Source organism: Halorussus caseinilyticus (assembly GCF_029338395.1).
GTDB classification, from domain to species: Archaea; Halobacteriota; Halobacteria; order Halobacteriales; family Haladaptataceae; genus Halorussus; species Halorussus caseinilyticus.
On sequence record NZ_CP119809.1, the window covers coordinates 443816 to 460443 of the forward strand.

Below are 16628 nucleotides of genomic sequence, written 5' to 3' on the forward strand. Positions count from 1 at the left end.
CGGTGCGGTGCCGTGCGGTGCAGTCGCGATGCCGTGCGGTCGCGGTCTGAGAGGTTCGGGCCTGTAGATAGCGTCTACTCGTCTTCGACTCCGCAGTCTCGGTCGTCTAGTCCCCATGACGTTCGACGCCGAAACAGACACAGAAACCCCGAGACCCGACCTACTCCAGATACTCGCCGACGAATTCGTCCACGCGCTCGCGGGTCTCGTCGGGAATCGCCGCCGTGGGCGTGTTGATGGTCCCCTCCAGCGCGTGCCCACAGTCACACTCTCGCTCGTCGGGCAGGTTCCGAATCGCGTGTTCCACGACTTCCTTGATGGCCTCCTCGTTCTCGGCGGCGTTGTCAAGCACCTCCTGAAGCGTGACTTCGCTGTCTTCTTTCCACACGTCGTAGTCGGTGACGCCCGTGACGGTGGCGTAGCACATCTCGGCTTCGCGGGCCAGTTTCGCCTCCGGAATCGTCGTCATCCCGATTACGTCCCAGCCTTGGTCGCGGTAGAACTCGCTCTCGGCGCGCGTCGAGTACTGCGGTCCCTCGATGCAGACGTAGGTGCCGCCTTGCTCGGACTCCGCGTCGGTCGCCGTCTCGCACGAGTCGGCCAGATGTCCGACCATGTGGGGGCAGTAGGGGTCGGCGAAGGGCATGTGGACGACGATGCCGTCGCCGAAGAACGTCGCGTCCCGGTGTTTCGTCCGGTCGAAAATCTGGTCGGGGACGACGAGCGTCTGGGGCGGGAGGTCCTCGCGCAGGCTTCCGACCGCGTTGCTCGACAGGACGCGCTCTACGCCGACCTGCTTCAGCGCGTGGATGTTGGCCTTGTACGGTGCGTTGGTCGGCGTGTGCTGGTGGTCCGGGCCGTGGCGCGGCAGGAACGCGACTTCCTCTCCGGCCAACTCGCCGATGGTGACGGGCGCGCTCGGGTCGCCGAACGGGGTCGAAATCTCCTTCTCACGGGTGTCTTCGAGGGGCAGGGCGTCGTAGATGCCGCTTCCGCCGATGAATCCGATTGTCATGCCCACAACTCGCGTCGGCGGGTACTAAACGCCTACCTTTCGAGATTGCGGACGACAGCGGAGGGTTTCTCGCGCGTCCGGCGTTCGTACTCGTCGCCGAGTATCGCTCCGAGAACGGCGACACCGATTGTTCCTGCCGGACCGAAGAGCGACCCGAACGCCGCACCGCTAACGATGCCAAGTACAGCACCGAGACCCGACGTGTTCGACCGCTGTTCGTTCTCGTCCTGTTCCGTCTGAATGCCTCCATCGGTTACTGCACCGTCCGGAACGCTCTTTCGTCATCATCAACTATATTGACTACTACTTCCCGGTTGTTAAATGTGACTACGAGTAGAGCAGTCTGAATCGGGAGTAACGCGATGACTAAAAATAGGAGTTGAACTTCCAACTCTAACGTTCTCAGTCGTCCGAACGTCTCGGTGACGACTAGCCCCTGCCGCAGTCGGGGCTGTATCTTGAACAGAACCCCCTGACGGCCCAACCGCCCAGTCTGACGAGTATCGGGAGCGTTCGCCACTTCCGAACCAGCCAGTCTTTTCCGTCGCTCGGTTCGCCGACCACCTGCGCCACCCACCGGAGAACTCGTCCGCGCATGACTCTGCGCCGAGTTCGGCGCGTCATCGTACTTGAACCTCGGCAATCGCCCGGTTCGAGCGTCGCGCGAAAGGGAAAGAGGTGCGTGTGGAGTGGGCCGCGTCAGCGGTCGCTCGGCGTGACGGAAGCCACCTTATCGAGACCGAACGTCCGGGGTTCAGCCCTGCACGCCGCTGTCGTTCTCGACCAGTCGCCACGTCTCGCCGTCGTCTTCGAGGACGCCCCGACGAACCATCTCGTTCAGGACCTCCTCCATCCGGTCGGGTTGGGCGATTTCCATCTCGATTCGCTCCACGTCGTGGAACTCGCTCAGGAGGTGGCGAATCTCCTCGGTGGTGAAGGTGTCGTCGTCGGCCTTGTCCATCACGCCCGAGGTGATGTCTATCATGTCTTCGATGAAGTTCCACGGGTAGACAATCCACGCCCACTCGTCGAGTCGCTCGCCGATGTAGTCCGGTTCGAACTCGCTGGTCTGGAGGAGTTGGAGGGTGGCGGTCCGAACCTCACCGGCGTCACGGTCGGCGACGTACTCGTAGGCGCGTTCGATTGACCCGCCGGTGTCGGCGATGTCGTCGATGATGAGTACGTCTTTCCCCTCGACGCTCCCCTCGGGCATGGGATAGCGCACCTCGGGTTCGCCCGCTTTCTCGGCGGTCCCGACGTAGTGTTCCATCTTGAGACTCGTCAGGTCGTCCATCCCGAGGAAGTCACAGATGCACCGCCCCGCGAACCACCCACCCCGCGCCAGCGCGACCACCACGTCGGGGTCGAACGAGTCGTGTTTAACTTGGTCGCTGACATCGCGGCAGAGACCGTAGATGTACTCCCAGTTCGTAATCGTGCATTTGAACTCGTCGGGGAGGTCGCTCATACCACCTCGCAAATCGCGGCCCTGCACACTTAACGGTTTACAGGTGGATTCGGCGGACTTCGGGCGCTCACCCGATTCGCCTACTCGCTCTGTGGCCGGGGCCGACACGACTCGCACGCCAGCGACCGCCGGTAGTAGACGAGACCCCCGAGTACGACGACGGCGACGACGCCGACGACCGGTCGAAGCGGGTCGAAGTACGTCATGAGTGCCGAACTGCTGAACGCCGCGAGCAGGACCGCGTTGCACACCGGGCATCCGAACGCGAGGATGCCCCCGACGGTGCCGAGGGCGGCCACGCCGTCGTCGCTCCCCCGGCCTTCGGGGACGCGCTGGACGCTGTAGACGCCCAGTAATCCCGCGGTCAGCGTCAGAAAGAGGTAGTCCAACGGCGTCCGAGAGACCATGCGAACGTAGAAGTCGTTCGGAATCAGGCCCGTGACGACGCCGAACAGGACGAATGCCCCGGCGCTCACCGCGAGGCCCTTCCCGACTCGCCGCGGATTGAGTGACATCGCTTCGTTTCGGCTATTCGGTCCGTGACCTTAAATCCCATCGAGTCTGGGAGTCGGGAGGTGAGAGAGTCGGCGAGTCGTCGGCGTCCGACGACTCGCCGACGTACTTCTCGGGAACTCGGCGGATACGACCATCTGCGCTCGCCGGTACTACTATTGTCGAGCGCGTCCTCAAATTATTCTCTCGGGGCCTTCCCCCGGAGGTGTGCCATGCCGAGTTCCGAAGACTTCGAACACTTGCTCGACTGTCGAAACGTACTGGGCGTCGAATACGACGACGAGACCGACACCGTTCGCGTGTTCGTCTCACAGAAACTCGGCCCGGACGACTTGGACGAACGCGACGACGTGACCCGGCAGGTCACCGACCGGAACGTCGAAGTCGTGGACGCTGGCTACGACGAGGAGCGCGAGGGGTTCGACGCGCTCGGAGTCGCTCAGATTCCCGAGGCCCAACCCGACCGCCACGAGCGCCACCGGCCGGTCCTCGCGGGCGTCAGCGAAATCAACGCCGATTCGACCGCCGCGACCGCCGGGCCGTACCCCGCCCGCGTGACCGACACGGACGCCGCGAACGCGACGTGGGGCGACGACGCCAGCGAGGGGGAACTGGTCCGCCTGTCGAACAACCACGTCTACGCGCTCGTCAACGACGCCGGGTTCGGCGCGGCCGTCGTCCAACCGTCGCCGCGGGACGGCGGGGAGTTACCCGACGACAGGGTGGGCGAACTGCGGGGCTACGTCCCCATCGAGGACGGCGTGGTGGTCGACGTGGCCGCGCGGTCGGCCCGCCCCGACCGCGAGTCGGCGGAGTACCACGAACTCCCCGACGAGTGGCCCACCGGGATTCGCCGCGAGGAGTACCGCGCGCTGAAGGGCGAGACGGTCACGAAGACCGGCCGGACGACCGGCGTCTCGTCGGCGTCGGTGGAGGGGGTCGGCGCGAGCGTCCGGGTTGACTTCGGCCCGGACCACGGCACGATAACCCTCCGCGACCAGCTAATCGCGGGGCCGATGTCGGAGGGCGGCGACAGCGGGTCGCCCGTCTTCCGCGACGAGACCGGTGAACTCGTCGGTCTGCTGTTCGCGGGGTCGGCCAACCAGACCATCTTCAACAAGGCCGCGAACGTCGAAGCGGCGTTGGGCGTCGAGTTGCTGACCGCCGAGGCGAGCGCCGACGCGACCTGACAGTGGTTCCTGCTACCGGATACTCGGGTAGCGCCGCACGCCGAGGTACGCTCGCTGTGGCGCGTACTCGCCGTCGCGCAGGAGGCGAATCGCGCTGGCGGTGGCGTAGTGGTTTCCGTCGGCGACGTAGGGCGTGGCCGACCCGCGCCGGAAGCAGACGAGTCGCTCGGTCCGGGGCGACTGTTCGGCGAGTCGTCGCACGTGGTCTACGTCCACGTCCTCGAACCGTCCCCTGAGGTTCGAATCGAGGATTCGCCGGGCCGCGCCGAGAATCGTGTGGTCGGGCGAGAGCTTTCGCCACGACTCGTCTCGCGGTCCCTCGATGACCCGGAGTCGCCGGAAGGTGGTCTCCTCGAACTCGGTCCGGTACCACGTCACGGGATACCGCCAGACGAACGCGGCCTGAAACGGCGCGACCGAAAAGAGGGTGCCGACGAGTTCCCAGTCGTCCATCTCGTCGGGGTCTCGAAAATCGAGGTCGCGCTTCCGGCGTTCGCGGGCGAGCCAGCTTCTGACGACCTCGGTTTGATGGACGCGCTCGTTCACGGAGACATCGGTACGACGGCCGGGATGAAAAATCGACCGCGAGGTCGTCGCGAGCGAGGCGACCCACGACTCGCCCCGACCAACCAGTTACAAGAGCGGTGCGCTCTTGGGTCCGACCATGCAGACGGTACGCGCCCTCCAAGTAGACGCATTCGCCGACGAACCGCTCGCCGGGAACGCGGCCGGGGTCGTCCCCGACGCCGCCGACCTCACCGAGGCACAGATGCAGGCCGTCGCCACGGAGTTGGCGGTCAGCGAGACCGCCTTCCTCCTGTCGAGCGACGAGGCCGACCGCCGGGTCCGGTACTTCACGCCGACGACCGAGGTGGACCTCTGCGGTCACGCGACTATCGCCTCCCACGCCCACCTCGTCGCGGAGGGCGTCATCGACACCGGGACCCACAGCCTCGAAACCAACGTCGGCGTTCTCGAAATCGAAGTCGAGGAGGACGGCACGGTATGGATGACTCAAGACGACCCCGAGATTCGGCGGGTGGACCTCGGCTACGAGCGAATCGCCGACGCACTCGGCATCGACCACGCGGCCCTCCAAGACGTGGGCGCGGAGTTCCCGCTGGCGGTCGCCTCGACCGGCCTGCCGTTCCTCGTGGTCCCGGTCAACTTCCTCGAACACGTCAGTGCGATGGACCCCGACCTCGGGAAAATCGAGACCATCAGCGACGAGGTGGACGCGACGGGCGTCTACGCCTTCTCGTTCGATGCGCTGGAACCCGACTCGACGCTCCACGGCCGGATGTTCGCGCCCGCCGCCGGAGTGCCCGAGGACCCCGTGACCGGCACCGCGAGCGGCGCGACGGGGGCCTACCTCCGGGAGTACCGCGCCTTCGACGGCGACTTCCCCGACGAGATGCGCTTCGAGCAGGGCCACTTCGTGGACCGGCCGGGCCACGTCCGCGTGCGTGTGGGCGAGGAGGTCCGCGTGGGCGGGCGCGCCGCGACTGCGCTCGACGGCGAACTCCGGGTCCCGGAGCGCGACGACGGCGACGACATCATCGAAGCCTGAACCGCCGCACGGAGGCGGACTGGCGCGGACCGCCGGGACTCCGGCGGTCCGCGCTCGGCCCATCGCCCGCCAGCGAACGCTCCGCTGACCAATCCACCGCGAACGCTCCGCTGACCAATCCATCGGGGTGGGATAAAGGGGCCGCCCGCTCGCGGGTCGCAGACCCGTGGTCGTCTCAGCGACCCCTCTCCGGAGCGAACGCAGTGAGCGACGGAGATGTCGCTGAGCGACCGCGAGCGGGCGGGGGCTTTCTAAACCTCGTTCTCTCCGACGCTGACGACTCCGACGACAATGACCGAGACGACAACAGCGACGACTCCGACAACGACCGAGACCACTCCGACGACAGAAACCGCAGAACCAGCACCGACGACAACCGAGACCACAGAACCAGCAGAGACGACCCCGAAGACGCGGACGAAAGCCCTCGTTCCCCAAAGCCTACGTCACCGCACCGAGAGGTCCACGGACGATGAAGTGGCAGGCCCTCGTCGTCGGACTGCTCGCCGTCTTCGTCACCGCCGCCGCGGGGGTCCTGTCCGGGCCGTCGGTCCTCCTGCTTCTGGCGTCGGGACTCGTCGGCGGCGTCGTCACCGGCTATCTCGCCGGAGGACTGACGAGCGGTCTCGGACACGGCCTGCTTCTGGGCGTCGTGGTGGTCGCACTCGGTGCGGGACTCGGGGCGTGGGTGCTGTCGTCGCCGGACCCCCAACCGTACCCCGGAGCGGGGATGGCGCTCGTCCTCTGGTGGGTGGTCGCGGGTCTGCTCGGCGCGGAGGCCGTCGTCGGTGGACTCGTCGGCGGGGGTCTCGGCCGAATTCGCGGCAGGTAGCTACCCTTCGAGCAGGTCCCGAATCGCCCGCCGGTGGCGCTCGGCGGTCTCCTCTCGCTCCGGTTCGGGTCGGTGGCCGTACCACAGCGAGAAGCAGGTCATCGGGAAGAGTCGAGTCACGGCGAGGTAGAGTTCGCGCCGTCGCTCGTCGGGGTGGTACGCCGCGTCGCTCGCCGCCCGGTACTCCTCGCGGAGGGCCGTCCGGACGCGCTCGCGGAAGGGGTCGTCGTGGGGTGCCCACCCGCTGAGGTACTGCTCGGTCACGACGAGGTTGTACTGGACCTCCAGCGTGTTGGCGTTGCCCCAGTCGAGGACCGCGCGGGTCTCGCCGGTCGCCGGGTCCACGAGCAGGTTGCCGAGTCGGTAGTCGTCGTGGCCCAGCACCGGCGCGAAGTCGCCGTCGAGCGCGTCTAAGCGGTCGGCGACGATTGACCGAACGTCCGACTCAAGGTCGGCGAACCGGTCGGCGACACTTTCGAGGCAGTCGTCGGCCAGTCGCTCGACGTGAGTGGCCCACGAGTCGCTGGCGGACTCGTGGGTGGTCAGGACGCGCCCGTCTACCGTCAGTCCCCCTCGGTCGCGGTCGGCGTCCGCTCCGAGTCGGACCGGGCCGAACGCCTCGAACTCGCCGAGGGCGTGGACCTCGGCGAGATTCCGGCCCGCGTCGCGGGCGAGTTGCTCCATCGCGTCGGCGGGCAACTCGCGGGCCTCGTTCTCGCGGACTTCGCCGTCGCGTCGGTCCATCAGAAAGAACGGCGCGGGCAGGTCGTCGTGGTCGTCCACCGCACCGACGACGCTCGGCACGGGAATCGAGGTACGGCGGTCGGCCAGCGATAGCAGGTAGGGTTCGGGCCGGAACGCCTCGGGGTCCAGAAACTCGCAGGCCTTCAGGACGCACTCGCGGGGACCGGCGGGCGTCCCGACGGTGAGGAAGTAGACGACATCGGTACCCTCGTCGGCGGGCGCGGCCTCGCGGAGCGACCACGCCGAGCGAACCTCGCGGACCATCCGCCGGAGGGTGGCGTCGGTGAGTTCGTCGGCGTCTGGAGCGTCGTCTGTCTCGTCGTCGGCGTCTGGAGCGTCGTCGGCGTCCGCGTCGTCCATGCTCGCCGAGTCGGGGCCGCGCGGTAGAAATCTTACCCCGCTACGCGAGTCGGTGACAGGCGCGGAGCGGCGCACCGACGACTACCGGCGCGCCGGGGTACCGGCTACCGGCGCGCCGACGACTCCCGACCCCGGTCGGCGTGGCCCATCAGATAGCCGCCGAACCCGGTCATCCACAGCAAGAGGGGGTAGACGACCCACCGCTCGACGCCGCCGAGTCCGAGGACGAGCAACGGGTTCGCGCTCCCGAGGAAAATCGCGCTCGCCAGCGCGGTCAGCGAGACGCCGCCGAACGCGAGACAGAGGTACCGGAAGGGACTCGTGACGACCCGGGAGGAGAGGACGACGGTGACGCCGCCGCTGACGAACGTGAGCAGTGCGAAGATGCCGTGCCACGGGACGCGATTTCCGGGGAACACGCCGACGCCGAGGACGCCGACGCCGAACAGCGCGAGCGGAACCGAGACGACGCGGCGGCCGAACGTCCGGTGGACGAAGTAGGTGGCGACGAGGACGAGCGCGCCCGAGAGAACCATCGTCGCGTTGAAGATGGTCGCCGAGGGCTGGTGGACGACGCTGTTGGGCGGCCGCGAGGCCCCGAGGTCGCTTATCTCCTGTAGAGTCGTGTACCCCGGATAGAACACCTCGGCGGTGATGATGCCGAGGAGCGCGATACCGCCGACGAGAAACGTGAGCGCCCCCGCGATGCTCGCGTCGTCGAGACCGAGCGCGGACCGCGAGGTCCGGGTCGGTCGCTCTCCGGCGTCGGTCATCGGTCTGTACCACCACCGCACCGGAGGAAAAAGTGTGGGCCGGGCTTCGAGTGATTTTTCGTTTGCTTACCAAATAAGAATGTTGCCCTCGGAATGTTTCGTATTGCTTTCGCGGGCTTGTCCCGTCCGTCCGGTCACTGTTGTTCGCCGAACTGGAACTCGTCGGCGGACTCCTCGCGCTTGAGTTCCGAGACGGTCCGGCGCATCTCCGACACGTCGTGTTCCACGTCCGAGAGTCGGTCGTCCAGCACCGACAGAATCTCGCTTTTGACCTTCTCGCCGTCGAAGCGTTCGCGCATCTGTTCCTCGACGGCGGCGGTGAACACCCGCACGAAGGCGGTGACGGTGCCGACGGCCCACACCAACACGCCCAGAACCACGGCCGCGAGACCCGGCGCGGCGGTCTCCAGCGCCGTCGAGAGGGCCGCGCCGCTCTCTAACTGACTGTACCCGTCCGCGATGCCCAACACGACGCCCGCGCCGACGAGTGCGCCACCGAGGAGGGTGGCGACCCCGGCGAGAATCACGTAGTACACTGCCCACCGAAGCGAACGACTCGCGTCCATGCGTGGGTGACTCGGACGCGAGAGTATAAACTCACCCGTTTTCGTGTCGAAAACCGTTCAGATACGTCGGATGATGAAAATATTCGGACGGGAAGAAGTGTCGTGGGGGTGGGACGAGAACGGTGGTGGCTTCGTAGGTTAGTGACCGCGCCCGCACAGCACTGCACGGCGGTTTTGACCGGTAGCGAGGCGCTAGCTACTGCTTGAGCCAACAGAGACCGTACAGCACCGCACCGTCAACCGTACAGCACCGCAACCGCACCGCGCCCCCGTTCCTCCCCGCACCGCGAGCGCCATCGGCGCTCGCGGTGCGCGTCCCGTGGTCGGTGAAGTCGTGCGCGTTCGGTGGCGTGCGTGGCCGGGCGACCTGTTCCGGTCGCGGCAATTTTTTCGATTCGAATATAAAACCCGCTTTCGAGTTAATATTCTCGGCACGGGGCGGTCGGAACATTCTTTATTCGCCTTCCTGTTCTCCCACATGCACCAATGGCTGTACTCTGGCTGGACGAAATCACCGCGGACGACCTCGAACTGGTCGGCGGGAAGGGCGCGTCGCTGGGGGAACTCACGGGCGCGGGCCTGCCGGTTCCGTCGGGGTTCGTGGTTTCGGCTGGCACCTACCGCTCGTTCATCGAGGAGACCGGCATCGCGGAGGAACTGTTCGAGGCCGTGGACGTGGACACCGAGGACTCCGCGGCGCTCGCCGAGGCCCAGTCGCGGGCCAAGGAACTCGTCTTGGAGACCGAGATGCCCGAGGACATCCGACAGGAAATTCTCGACTCCTACGACGACTTGGAAGACGGCGAGGCGTTCGTCGCGGTCCGGTCGTCCGCGACGGCCGAGGACCTGCCCGACGCGAGTTTCGCGGGCCAACAGGAGACGTTCCTCAACGTCACCCGCGAGGACCTCGTGGACCGCGTGAAGCGTTGCTGGGCGTCGCTTTTCACCCAGCGCGCCATCTACTACCGACAGGAGAAAGGGTTCGCTCACGACAAGGTGGACATCGCGGTCGTCGTCCAGCGCATGGTTGACGCCGAGAAGTCCGGCGTGATGTTCACCAGCCATCCTTCGACCGGCGCGTCGAAGATTATCATCGAGGCGGCGTGGGGTCTCGGCGAAGCGGTCGTCTCGGGGTCGGTCTCGCCCGACAACTACGTCGTGAACCGCGAGACCGGCGCGGTCGAGGAACTCACCATCGCCGACAAGAAGACGATGATGGAGAAAGACGACGAGACCGGCGAGACGGTCGAACGCGAGGTCGAAGACGACCGCCGCGAGGCCCAAGTGCTGGACGAGACCGACATCTCCCGACTCGTGGAACTCGGCGAACGCGTCGAGGACCACTACGACACGCCCCAAGACGTGGAGTGGGCCATCGTTGACGGAGAAGTCTTCATGCTCCAGTCCCGGCCCATCACGACGATAGACGACGGCGAGAGCGAAATCGAGACCGACGCCGCCGCGGGCGCGAACGGCGACGAGGGTATCGCCGACGGGAGCGGCGGGGTCGAAGCCGCCAGCGCCGGAAGCGACGCCGGAGCGGGCAACGACGTTCTGGTCTCCGGACTGGGCGCGAGTCCCGGCATCGCCTCGGGCGCGGTCCGCATCGTGGACCAACTCGACCAACTCGACAAGGTGAGCGAGGGCGACATCATCGTCACCGAGATGACGACCCCGGACATGGTGCCCGCGATGAAGCGCGCGGCGGGCATCGCCACCGACGAGGGCGGGATGACGAGTCACGCCGCCATCGTCTCGCGGGAGTTGGGCGTCCCGGCAGTCGTCGGGTGTACCGACGCCACCACATCGCTGACCGACGACCAGCGCATCAGTCTCGACGGCGACAAGGGCACCATCACCGAGGGTCGGCCCGAGACCGAATCGGAAAAAGAGCGCGAACCCATCGAGGAAGCCCGACCGAAGGCCCCGGTCAAGCCGATGACCGCGACCGAGGTGAAGGTCAACGTCTCCATCCCGGAGGCCGCCGAGCGCGCGGCGGCGACCGGTGCGGACGGCGTGGGTCTGCTCCGGATGGAACACATGATTCTGTCCACGAACAAGACGCCCGCGAAGTACCTCGACGACCACGGCGTGGACGCCTACGTCAACGAAATCGTGGAGGGCGTCCGCGGCGTCGCCGACGAGTTCTACCCCCGTCCGGTCCGCGTGCGGACTCTCGACGCGCCGACCGACGAGTTCCGCCAGTTGCAAGGCGGCGAGGACGAACCCGACGAACACAACCCGATGCTGGGCTACCGGGGCATCCGGCGGAGTCTCGACCGACCGGAGGTGTTCGCCCACGAACTCGAAGCGTTCGCTCGCCTCTACGAGATGGGCTACGACAACGTGGAAATCATGCTCCCGCTGGTCAACGACGCCGAGGACGTGATTCGGTCCCGCAACCTCATGGAGGAGGCGGGAATCGACCCCGAGAAGCGGACGTGGGGCGTGATGATAGAGACCCCCGCCTCGGCGCTCGGCGTCGAGCAGATGGCCGAGCAGGGCATCGACTTCGCCTCGTTCGGCACCAACGACCTGACCCAGTACACGCTGGCGGTGGACCGCAACAACGGGAACGTCGCCGACCGGTTCGACGAACTCCACCCCTCGGTCCTCCAACTCATCAGCCAGACCATCGAGACCTGCCGCGAACACGACGTTGACACCTCCATCTGCGGACAGGCCGGGTCGAAGCCCAAGATGGTTCAACACCTCGTCAACGAGGGCGTGAGTTCCATCTCGGCCAACATCGACGCGGTACGCGACGTGCAACACGAAGTCAAGCGCGTCGAGCAGAAACTCCTGTTGGACTCGGTGCGCTGAGGTCGCCGACTCGTCGGCGACCCTCGATTCGCTCCCGATTCGCCGGATTAGCAACCCGGTAAGCCCGGCTTAGGGCGCATAATTCACAGCTAATCTCGAAAACGTCACGGCACTATACGCCCGGTTTATGGGTGGCGCGCCCGCAGTAGACGGGTAATGGTTTCGCGTCGAGCAGTGCTCGCCGTCGCCGTGTTGGTTCTCGTCGCCGGATGCGCCGGAAGCGAGGAGACGACGCCGCCGACGACTTCCGTAGAGACCCCGACGACCGCCGAACCCGCGACTACTACGTCGCCAGCGACGACCAGTTCCTCCCCCGCGACTACGGCGAACGCCTCCGCGAACGAGTCGCTCCCGCCGGGACTGAACGCTTCGGGCGTCGAGGACTCGGCGGTGCTGGTCGAGGCCCACCGAAGCGCGCTCAACAACTCCAGTTTCGCCTTCCGGTTCCGGTCGAACGTCTCGGTGGGCCAGTCGAGTCAGTGGACCAGACAGCGCGGCACCGTCGAAGCGGGCAAGTCGCCGCTGGTGGTCCACTCCGATAGCGTCCGGAACCTCTCCGGGGGAACGACCCGAGTCGCCACCGACCTGTGGGCCAACGACACGACCGTCGTGGTCCAGTACCACCGGCAGGACCGGACCGAACTCCGGCGGTACAACCGAACCGGCGGGAACGTCGCCGACGAGACGTGGGCGCACCTGCCGCGGGCCGACCTCGACTCGCAGGTGACTCAATCGTGGCTCGTGGAACTCGCGCTGACCGCCGGGGACTTCGAACTCGACCGCATAGAGCGACGTGACGGCCGGAGGGTCGCGGTCCTCCGAGCGACCGAAGCGGTCGAGGCGACCAACCTCACCGACCTGAACGCGACGGCGGTCGTGGACGAGGAGGGCCGGGTCCACTCGCTCTCGCTGACGGCGGCCTACGAGGGCGACGACCGGAGTCGGATTCACTACGAATTCGAGTTGACCGATGTCGGGTCGGTCGCCGTGGAGCGTCCGATGTGGGTGGGTGCCGCGCTTCCGCCGACCACCGAGAACGGAACGACGACGACCACGGTTCCGTCGGGCGACGAGACGGCGACCCCGACCGACGCCGAGACGACTACCGCCACCGCGACGACCACCGCCGATTCGCGCTGACTCGTGCGCGCAGTCCTGCGCGCACGAGTGTCGGCGACGAGGAACCGAACCGTCGTTTGAAAATTTTTTGGCCGAATCCGGCTCGCGCCCCGGACGAGACGCCGATTTTGTAGTCGCACGATTCGACACATCCGCCACGTTCAAGCCGTCTCGCTGCAAGCGTGGGAACATGACACGCTCCGTGTGGCTCAAGGCCGACGACACGGTCGGCGACTGGGACGTTCGTCGGAAACGAATCACAGCAGGACTCGAAGCAGGCGTCGATTGGGTTCTAGTGGACGCCGAAGACGTAGAACGAGTGCGCGAACTCGGGGACGTGAACGTCGCCGCGTTCACCGACGGCGACGCGAAGGTGATGGACGAGACCGAACCGCAGGCCGACCCCGACGCGTTCGTCGTCGGCAAGGACGGCGAGGGCGACGGCACCGTAGACCTCCCCTCGGACTTCTCGGGGTCGGCCGATCTCTCGACGCTCCGGCGCGACGACAACCGGGCGAACGGGGCGTACGTCCGCATCCTGAGCAAGAACTACGAGGCGTTCGCGGAGGCGGCCGCCGCGGAGTCCGACTACACCATCGTCGTCGGCGAGGACTGGACCATCATCCCGTTGGAGAACCTCATCGCGCGCATCGGCGAGGAGACCGAACTCGTCGCGGGCGTCACGACCGCCGAGGAAGCCCGGACCGCGTTCGAGACGCTCGAAATCGGGAGCGACGCGGTGTTGCTCGACACCGACGACCCCGACGAGATTCGCCAGACCGTCGAGGTGCGCGACGAGGCCGACCGCGAGACGCTCGACTTGGACTGGGCGGAGGTTCGGAGCGTCGAGCGAACCGGGAGCGCGGACCGGGTGTGCGTCGATACCGGGAGTCTGATGAACCGCGACGAGGGGATGCTGGTCGGGTCGATGTCTCGCGGCCTGTTTTTCGTCCACGCTGAGACCGCCGAGTCGCCCTACGTCGCCTCCCGGCCGTTCCGGGTGAACGCGGGCGCGGTCCACGCCTACGTCCGGACGCCCGACGGCGGCACCAAGTACCTCGCGGAACTCAGGTCCGGAGACAACGTGCAGGTCGTAGACTTGGACGGCCACACCCGCGAGGCGACGGTCGGTCGCGTGAAGATAGAGAAGCGCCCGATGTTCCGGGTCGAAGTCGAGTTCGACGACGGCGACCGGGTGGAGACGCTACTCCAGAACGCCGAGACCATCAAGGTCGCCACCCGCGACGGCCGGAAGGCGGTCACGGACCTCGAGGCGGGCGACGAACTCCGGGTCTACCGCGAGGGCGTCGCTCGCCACTTCGGGGAAGCCGTCGAAGAGAGCATCATCGAGAAGTAGTTACCGCGAGACCGCCTCGCCTTCGGTCGGACCGTTCGGACCGTCGCGTTCGGGAAGCGGGGTCGTACACCACTGACAGAAGTCGAGGTCCTCGTCTACGGGTTTGCCGCAGGACGGACACTGGTCGCCTTCCTCCTCGTCGGGCGTGCGCTGGAGCGCCAGCCAGTAGGCGTCGATGGCGCTGAACACACGGACGACCCAGATGGGGAGCAACGCCTTCAGCGGGAGGTCCCGAGTCGCTTCGAGGGCGGCGTCGAACGCCGCGCCGACGCTCGTCGCGCCGGTGGTCGCCGCGTCGGGAAGCGGGACGAACAGCAGTACCGCGCTGACCGCGAAGGCGAACCACATCACCGACCGAAGCCACTCCTTGAGGTAGACGTGGCCGAGTCCGGGGAGGAAGAACGCGAGTAGTGCGCCCAACCACGGACGCTTTTCGGATTTCGTATGGGTCACTACTGGCGGGTAGCCGACCGACGTTAATAAATGCTGTCCCTGCGACGTTTCTCCGGTCGAATACGTCGAGCGTCCGACGAGAGCGACTACCGCGGGTCTCGGGCGTCGATTCGGGGGCGTCTGCGCTCGGTCGTCGGAAACGTCTCGGAGAAGCTAGAACGTCGATAGTCGGTCAGTCGGTTACTGGCGCGCCCACTCGAAGGCGTCCTCGCGGTCCTGCGTGGTGTGGGTCTCGATTTCGTCGGGGAGTTGGCTTCCGATAGCCATGGTCTTCGTCCGTCGCGCGACGATGGCCCAGCGGTCTACGCCGTGGTCGAGTCCGAGCTGACCCGCCTGTTCGAGGGTTTCGAACGTCTTGCTGTCGAAGTGGTCGTCGGCGTCGAGAACGAGGACGTGAGTGTCCACGTTGGCGTCGGAGATGAGCGGCGTCCACTCCTCGACGATGTTCTCGCCCTCCTCGGGCGAGATGTCGCCGGTGTACTCGATGAGCGTGAAGTTGTCTTCGACTCGAAGCGACCAGTTCTCGGACTCGGCTCCGCTTATCTGCTTCATTTTATCTATGAAAATAATACGCCAACTCTATATTTAAATATTTCCATCTTATTTTTATAAAATTAAAATAGTTAGTGAAATTAACCCACTGGATACGTATTGATTGCTCGACAACTTCTTACGGTGGGGATTTAAGCACGCTCGCTCGCCGTCAGGCGAGTTCGTCCACGAGTCGGGCCAGCGTCTCGAGGTCGTACTGGCCGGGCGCGGTAGCGTCCTCGGACTCGACCGGCGCGTAGCCGATTTTCGACCCGTAGACCGGCGCGACCGCCCGCGAGTGGCGGCCCGGTTCGCCCATCGCCATCGTCGCCACGCGTTCGCCCGCGGACGCGAACTCGTGGGTGACCGCCAGTAGGTCCAGCACGTCGCCGCGGTCCTCGGCGGTGACGGCGAGTTTGCCAACGTCGGCGTGGTCGGTAGCCGACTCCAACAGGCCACGCAGGTCGGTCTCCGGCGGCGTGCGCTCGAAGTCGTGGACCGAGGCGACGACGGTGGTTCCGGCCCGGCGCGCGCGCTCGGCCACCCGGTCGCCCTCGCCCTCCGTCAGCGACTGCAGTTCCACGTCCACCGCGCCGACGCAGGCGAGTTCGGCGGCCTCCGCGAGTTCCGCGAGGCGCGTCTCGTCGTCGTCTGCCTCGCCGCCCTCCCACGCCGCGCGGTTGGTGGCGAGGACGGGCAACTCGCCGTCGTAGTCCCCGAGCGCGGCCAGCGGGTCGCTGGCGAGGTCCATCCGGAACTCCACGGCGTCGGCGTGTTCGCGGGCGCGGGGTTCGGCGTCGAGGTCGGTGACGCTCGCCGCGAGGACGAACTCCTCGAAGTTCATGCGTGTGGGTGTGCGTGCGGCGAGCAAAAGTGTGTTCGTTGTTCGGGACGCAGTTTCTCCACGGACGGTTCGTCTCCCGAAGGAAACGTCTAAAGAGGATTATTTTTGTTTCCCCGACACCATATTCCCCGTCGGTGATTCCGAAATGACGGCAGACGAGTTGAGCGACGAACAGTTAGCCGTCCTCGCGGCGGTCAGAGACGGACGAGAACCGGAACTCCGAGACGTTCACCAGACGCTGGTTGACGACGAAGACACGCAGTTCACGCACTCGCCGGACTACGGGGACAACTACTACAACGACGAACGCGAGCGGGTTCAGAAACTACTGCACGAACTCAAAGACGAAGGATTAGCCGACGTGGACGGTCGCGGGAACCCGTGGTATCTGACGGCGGCAGGGAGAGAAGCCGTAGACGGCGTATAGCGTCGGTTTCGTAACTCGGTCCCGTGCCCGATAGCCGAACCGG

The 16628-nt window shown here is 66.2% G+C and carries 18 protein-coding genes; 7 read left to right on the forward strand and 11 right to left on the reverse strand.

The features are described from left to right. Nucleotides 1-160 precede the first annotated feature (160 nt). The 4 genes from mtnP to P2T60_RS02220 all read right to left on the reverse strand — a co-directional run bounded on the left by mtnP (nucleotide 161) and on the right by P2T60_RS02220 (nucleotide 2998). Nucleotides 161-1015, reverse strand: coding sequence for an S-methyl-5'-thioadenosine phosphorylase (gene mtnP, locus P2T60_RS02205; protein ID WP_276280924.1), 855 nt, complete (start codon nucleotides 1013-1015; stop codon nucleotides 161-163). A gap of 429 nt (nucleotides 1016-1444) precedes the next feature. Further along, on the reverse strand, nucleotides 1445-1639 hold the full coding sequence (locus P2T60_RS02210) for a hypothetical protein (protein WP_276280925.1): 195 nt from the start codon (nucleotides 1637-1639) through the stop codon (nucleotides 1445-1447). Nucleotides 1640-1769: 130 nt separating this feature from the next. Continuing rightward, nucleotides 1770-2483, reverse strand: coding sequence for a phosphoribosyltransferase (locus P2T60_RS02215; protein WP_276280926.1), 714 nt, complete (start codon nucleotides 2481-2483; stop codon nucleotides 1770-1772). Nucleotides 2484-2563: 80 nt separating this feature from the next. After that, nucleotides 2564-2998: a hypothetical protein gene (locus tag P2T60_RS02220; RefSeq protein ID WP_276280927.1), complete on the reverse strand. Its 435-nt coding sequence runs from the start codon at nucleotides 2996-2998 to the stop codon at nucleotides 2564-2566. Nucleotides 2999-3208: 210 nt separating this feature from the next. On the opposite strand from P2T60_RS02220, the gene P2T60_RS02225 reads away from it, so the two are divergent. Continuing rightward, nucleotides 3209-4186 (forward strand): chymotrypsin family serine protease, encoded by a 978-nt coding sequence (locus tag P2T60_RS02225; protein ID WP_276280928.1) that lies wholly within the window; start codon nucleotides 3209-3211, stop codon nucleotides 4184-4186. Between the two features lie 12 nt (nucleotides 4187-4198). On the opposite strand, the gene P2T60_RS02230 is transcribed toward P2T60_RS02225, so the two are convergent. Next, entirely contained in the window at nucleotides 4199-4732 is a 534-nt protein-coding gene (locus tag P2T60_RS02230; RefSeq protein WP_276280929.1) for a hypothetical protein, read from the reverse strand. Between the two features lie 118 nt (nucleotides 4733-4850). Between P2T60_RS02230 and P2T60_RS02235 the strand changes: the two genes are divergently transcribed. Further along, complete coding sequence (locus P2T60_RS02235) at nucleotides 4851-5756, forward strand: PhzF family phenazine biosynthesis protein (RefSeq protein WP_276280930.1); 906 nt, start codon at nucleotides 4851-4853, stop codon at nucleotides 5754-5756. A gap of 472 nt (nucleotides 5757-6228) precedes the next feature. Beyond that, nucleotides 6229-6588: a hypothetical protein gene (locus P2T60_RS02240; RefSeq protein ID WP_276280931.1), complete on the forward strand. Its 360-nt coding sequence runs from the start codon at nucleotides 6229-6231 to the stop codon at nucleotides 6586-6588. Here P2T60_RS02240 and P2T60_RS02245 read toward each other — a convergent pair whose 3' ends face one another. The 3 genes from P2T60_RS02245 to P2T60_RS02255 all read right to left on the reverse strand — a co-directional run bounded on the left by P2T60_RS02245 (nucleotide 6589) and on the right by P2T60_RS02255 (nucleotide 9031). Continuing rightward, the gene (locus P2T60_RS02245) at nucleotides 6589-7692 is read right to left on the reverse strand and encodes a phosphotransferase family protein (protein ID WP_276280932.1); all 1104 of its coding nucleotides are present in this window, start codon (nucleotides 7690-7692) and stop codon (nucleotides 6589-6591) included. 104 nt (nucleotides 7693-7796) lie between these two features. Next, the gene (locus tag P2T60_RS02250) at nucleotides 7797-8465 is read right to left on the reverse strand and encodes a DUF998 domain-containing protein (protein ID WP_276280933.1); all 669 of its coding nucleotides are present in this window, start codon (nucleotides 8463-8465) and stop codon (nucleotides 7797-7799) included. 134 nt (nucleotides 8466-8599) lie between these two features. Then, nucleotides 8600-9031 carry a hypothetical protein gene (locus tag P2T60_RS02255; protein WP_276280934.1) on the reverse strand — a complete coding sequence of 144 codons (432 nt, stop codon included), beginning with the start codon at nucleotides 9029-9031 and terminating at the stop codon, nucleotides 8600-8602. 486 nt (nucleotides 9032-9517) lie between these two features. On the opposite strand from P2T60_RS02255, the gene ppsA reads away from it, so the two are divergent. The 3 genes from ppsA to P2T60_RS02270 all read left to right on the forward strand — a co-directional run bounded on the left by ppsA (nucleotide 9518) and on the right by P2T60_RS02270 (nucleotide 14330). Beyond that, nucleotides 9518-11854 carry a phosphoenolpyruvate synthase gene (ppsA, locus tag P2T60_RS02260; RefSeq protein ID WP_276280935.1) on the forward strand — a complete coding sequence of 779 codons (2337 nt, stop codon included), beginning with the start codon at nucleotides 9518-9520 and terminating at the stop codon, nucleotides 11852-11854. Between the two features lie 174 nt (nucleotides 11855-12028). Further along, on the forward strand, nucleotides 12029-12994 hold the full coding sequence (locus tag P2T60_RS02265; protein ID WP_276280936.1) for a DUF7537 family lipoprotein: 966 nt from the start codon (nucleotides 12029-12031) through the stop codon (nucleotides 12992-12994). Between the two features lie 169 nt (nucleotides 12995-13163). Further along, the gene (locus tag P2T60_RS02270; protein WP_276280937.1) at nucleotides 13164-14330 is read left to right on the forward strand and encodes a 3-dehydroquinate synthase II; all 1167 of its coding nucleotides are present in this window, start codon (nucleotides 13164-13166) and stop codon (nucleotides 14328-14330) included. Here the strand turns inward: P2T60_RS02270 and P2T60_RS02275 are convergent, their stop codons facing one another. The 3 genes from P2T60_RS02275 to P2T60_RS02285 all read right to left on the reverse strand — a co-directional run bounded on the left by P2T60_RS02275 (nucleotide 14331) and on the right by P2T60_RS02285 (nucleotide 16158). Next, nucleotides 14331-14783, reverse strand: coding sequence for a zinc ribbon domain-containing protein (locus tag P2T60_RS02275; RefSeq protein ID WP_276280938.1), 453 nt, complete (start codon nucleotides 14781-14783; stop codon nucleotides 14331-14333). Between the two features lie 180 nt (nucleotides 14784-14963). Further along, nucleotides 14964-15335: a hypothetical protein gene (locus P2T60_RS02280; RefSeq protein ID WP_276280939.1), complete on the reverse strand. Its 372-nt coding sequence runs from the start codon at nucleotides 15333-15335 to the stop codon at nucleotides 14964-14966. A gap of 151 nt (nucleotides 15336-15486) precedes the next feature. Beyond that, a complete protein-coding gene (locus P2T60_RS02285) occupies nucleotides 15487-16158 on the reverse strand; it encodes a type I 3-dehydroquinate dehydratase (protein WP_276280940.1) in 672 nt (223 codons plus the stop codon). Nucleotides 16159-16303: 145 nt separating this feature from the next. Here P2T60_RS02285 and P2T60_RS02290 point away from each other — a divergent pair, with 145 nt between their 5' ends. Then, complete coding sequence (locus P2T60_RS02290; RefSeq protein ID WP_276280941.1) at nucleotides 16304-16585, forward strand: hypothetical protein; 282 nt, start codon at nucleotides 16304-16306, stop codon at nucleotides 16583-16585. The last annotated feature ends 43 nt before the right edge of the window (nucleotides 16586-16628 follow it).

Bases quoted from the DNA above. Each gene is read 5' to 3' on its own strand.
- P2T60_RS02285 (WP_276280940.1), bottom strand. From the start codon at position 16,158: ATGAACTTCGAGGAGTTCGTCCTCGCGGCGAGCGTCACCGACCTCGAC.
- P2T60_RS02235 (WP_276280930.1), top strand. From the start codon at position 4,851: ATGCAGACGGTACGCGCCCTCCAAGTAGACGCATTCGCCGACGAACCG.
- P2T60_RS02240 (WP_276280931.1), top strand. From the start codon at position 6,229: ATGAAGTGGCAGGCCCTCGTCGTCGGACTGCTCGCCGTCTTCGTCACC.
- P2T60_RS02220 (WP_276280927.1), bottom strand. From the start codon at position 2,998: ATGTCACTCAATCCGCGGCGAGTCGGGAAGGGCCTCGCGGTGAGCGCC.
- P2T60_RS02270 (WP_276280937.1), top strand. From the start codon at position 13,164: ATGACACGCTCCGTGTGGCTCAAGGCCGACGACACGGTCGGCGACTGG.
- P2T60_RS02210 (WP_276280925.1), bottom strand. From the start codon at position 1,639: ATGACGCGCCGAACTCGGCGCAGAGTCATGCGCGGACGAGTTCTCCGG.
- mtnP (WP_276280924.1), bottom strand. From the start codon at position 1,015: ATGACAATCGGATTCATCGGCGGAAGCGGCATCTACGACGCCCTGCCC.
- P2T60_RS02250 (WP_276280933.1), bottom strand. From the start codon at position 8,465: ATGACCGACGCCGGAGAGCGACCGACCCGGACCTCGCGGTCCGCGCTC.
- P2T60_RS02280 (WP_276280939.1), bottom strand. From the start codon at position 15,335: ATGAAGCAGATAAGCGGAGCCGAGTCCGAGAACTGGTCGCTTCGAGTC.
- P2T60_RS02255 (WP_276280934.1), bottom strand. From the start codon at position 9,031: ATGGACGCGAGTCGTTCGCTTCGGTGGGCAGTGTACTACGTGATTCTC.
- P2T60_RS02225 (WP_276280928.1), top strand. From the start codon at position 3,209: ATGCCGAGTTCCGAAGACTTCGAACACTTGCTCGACTGTCGAAACGTA.
- P2T60_RS02290 (WP_276280941.1), top strand. From the start codon at position 16,304: ATGACGGCAGACGAGTTGAGCGACGAACAGTTAGCCGTCCTCGCGGCG.
- ppsA (WP_276280935.1), top strand. From the start codon at position 9,518: ATGGCTGTACTCTGGCTGGACGAAATCACCGCGGACGACCTCGAACTG.
- P2T60_RS02245 (WP_276280932.1), bottom strand. From the start codon at position 7,692: ATGGACGACGCGGACGCCGACGACGCTCCAGACGCCGACGACGAGACA.
- P2T60_RS02215 (WP_276280926.1), bottom strand. From the start codon at position 2,483: ATGAGCGACCTCCCCGACGAGTTCAAATGCACGATTACGAACTGGGAG.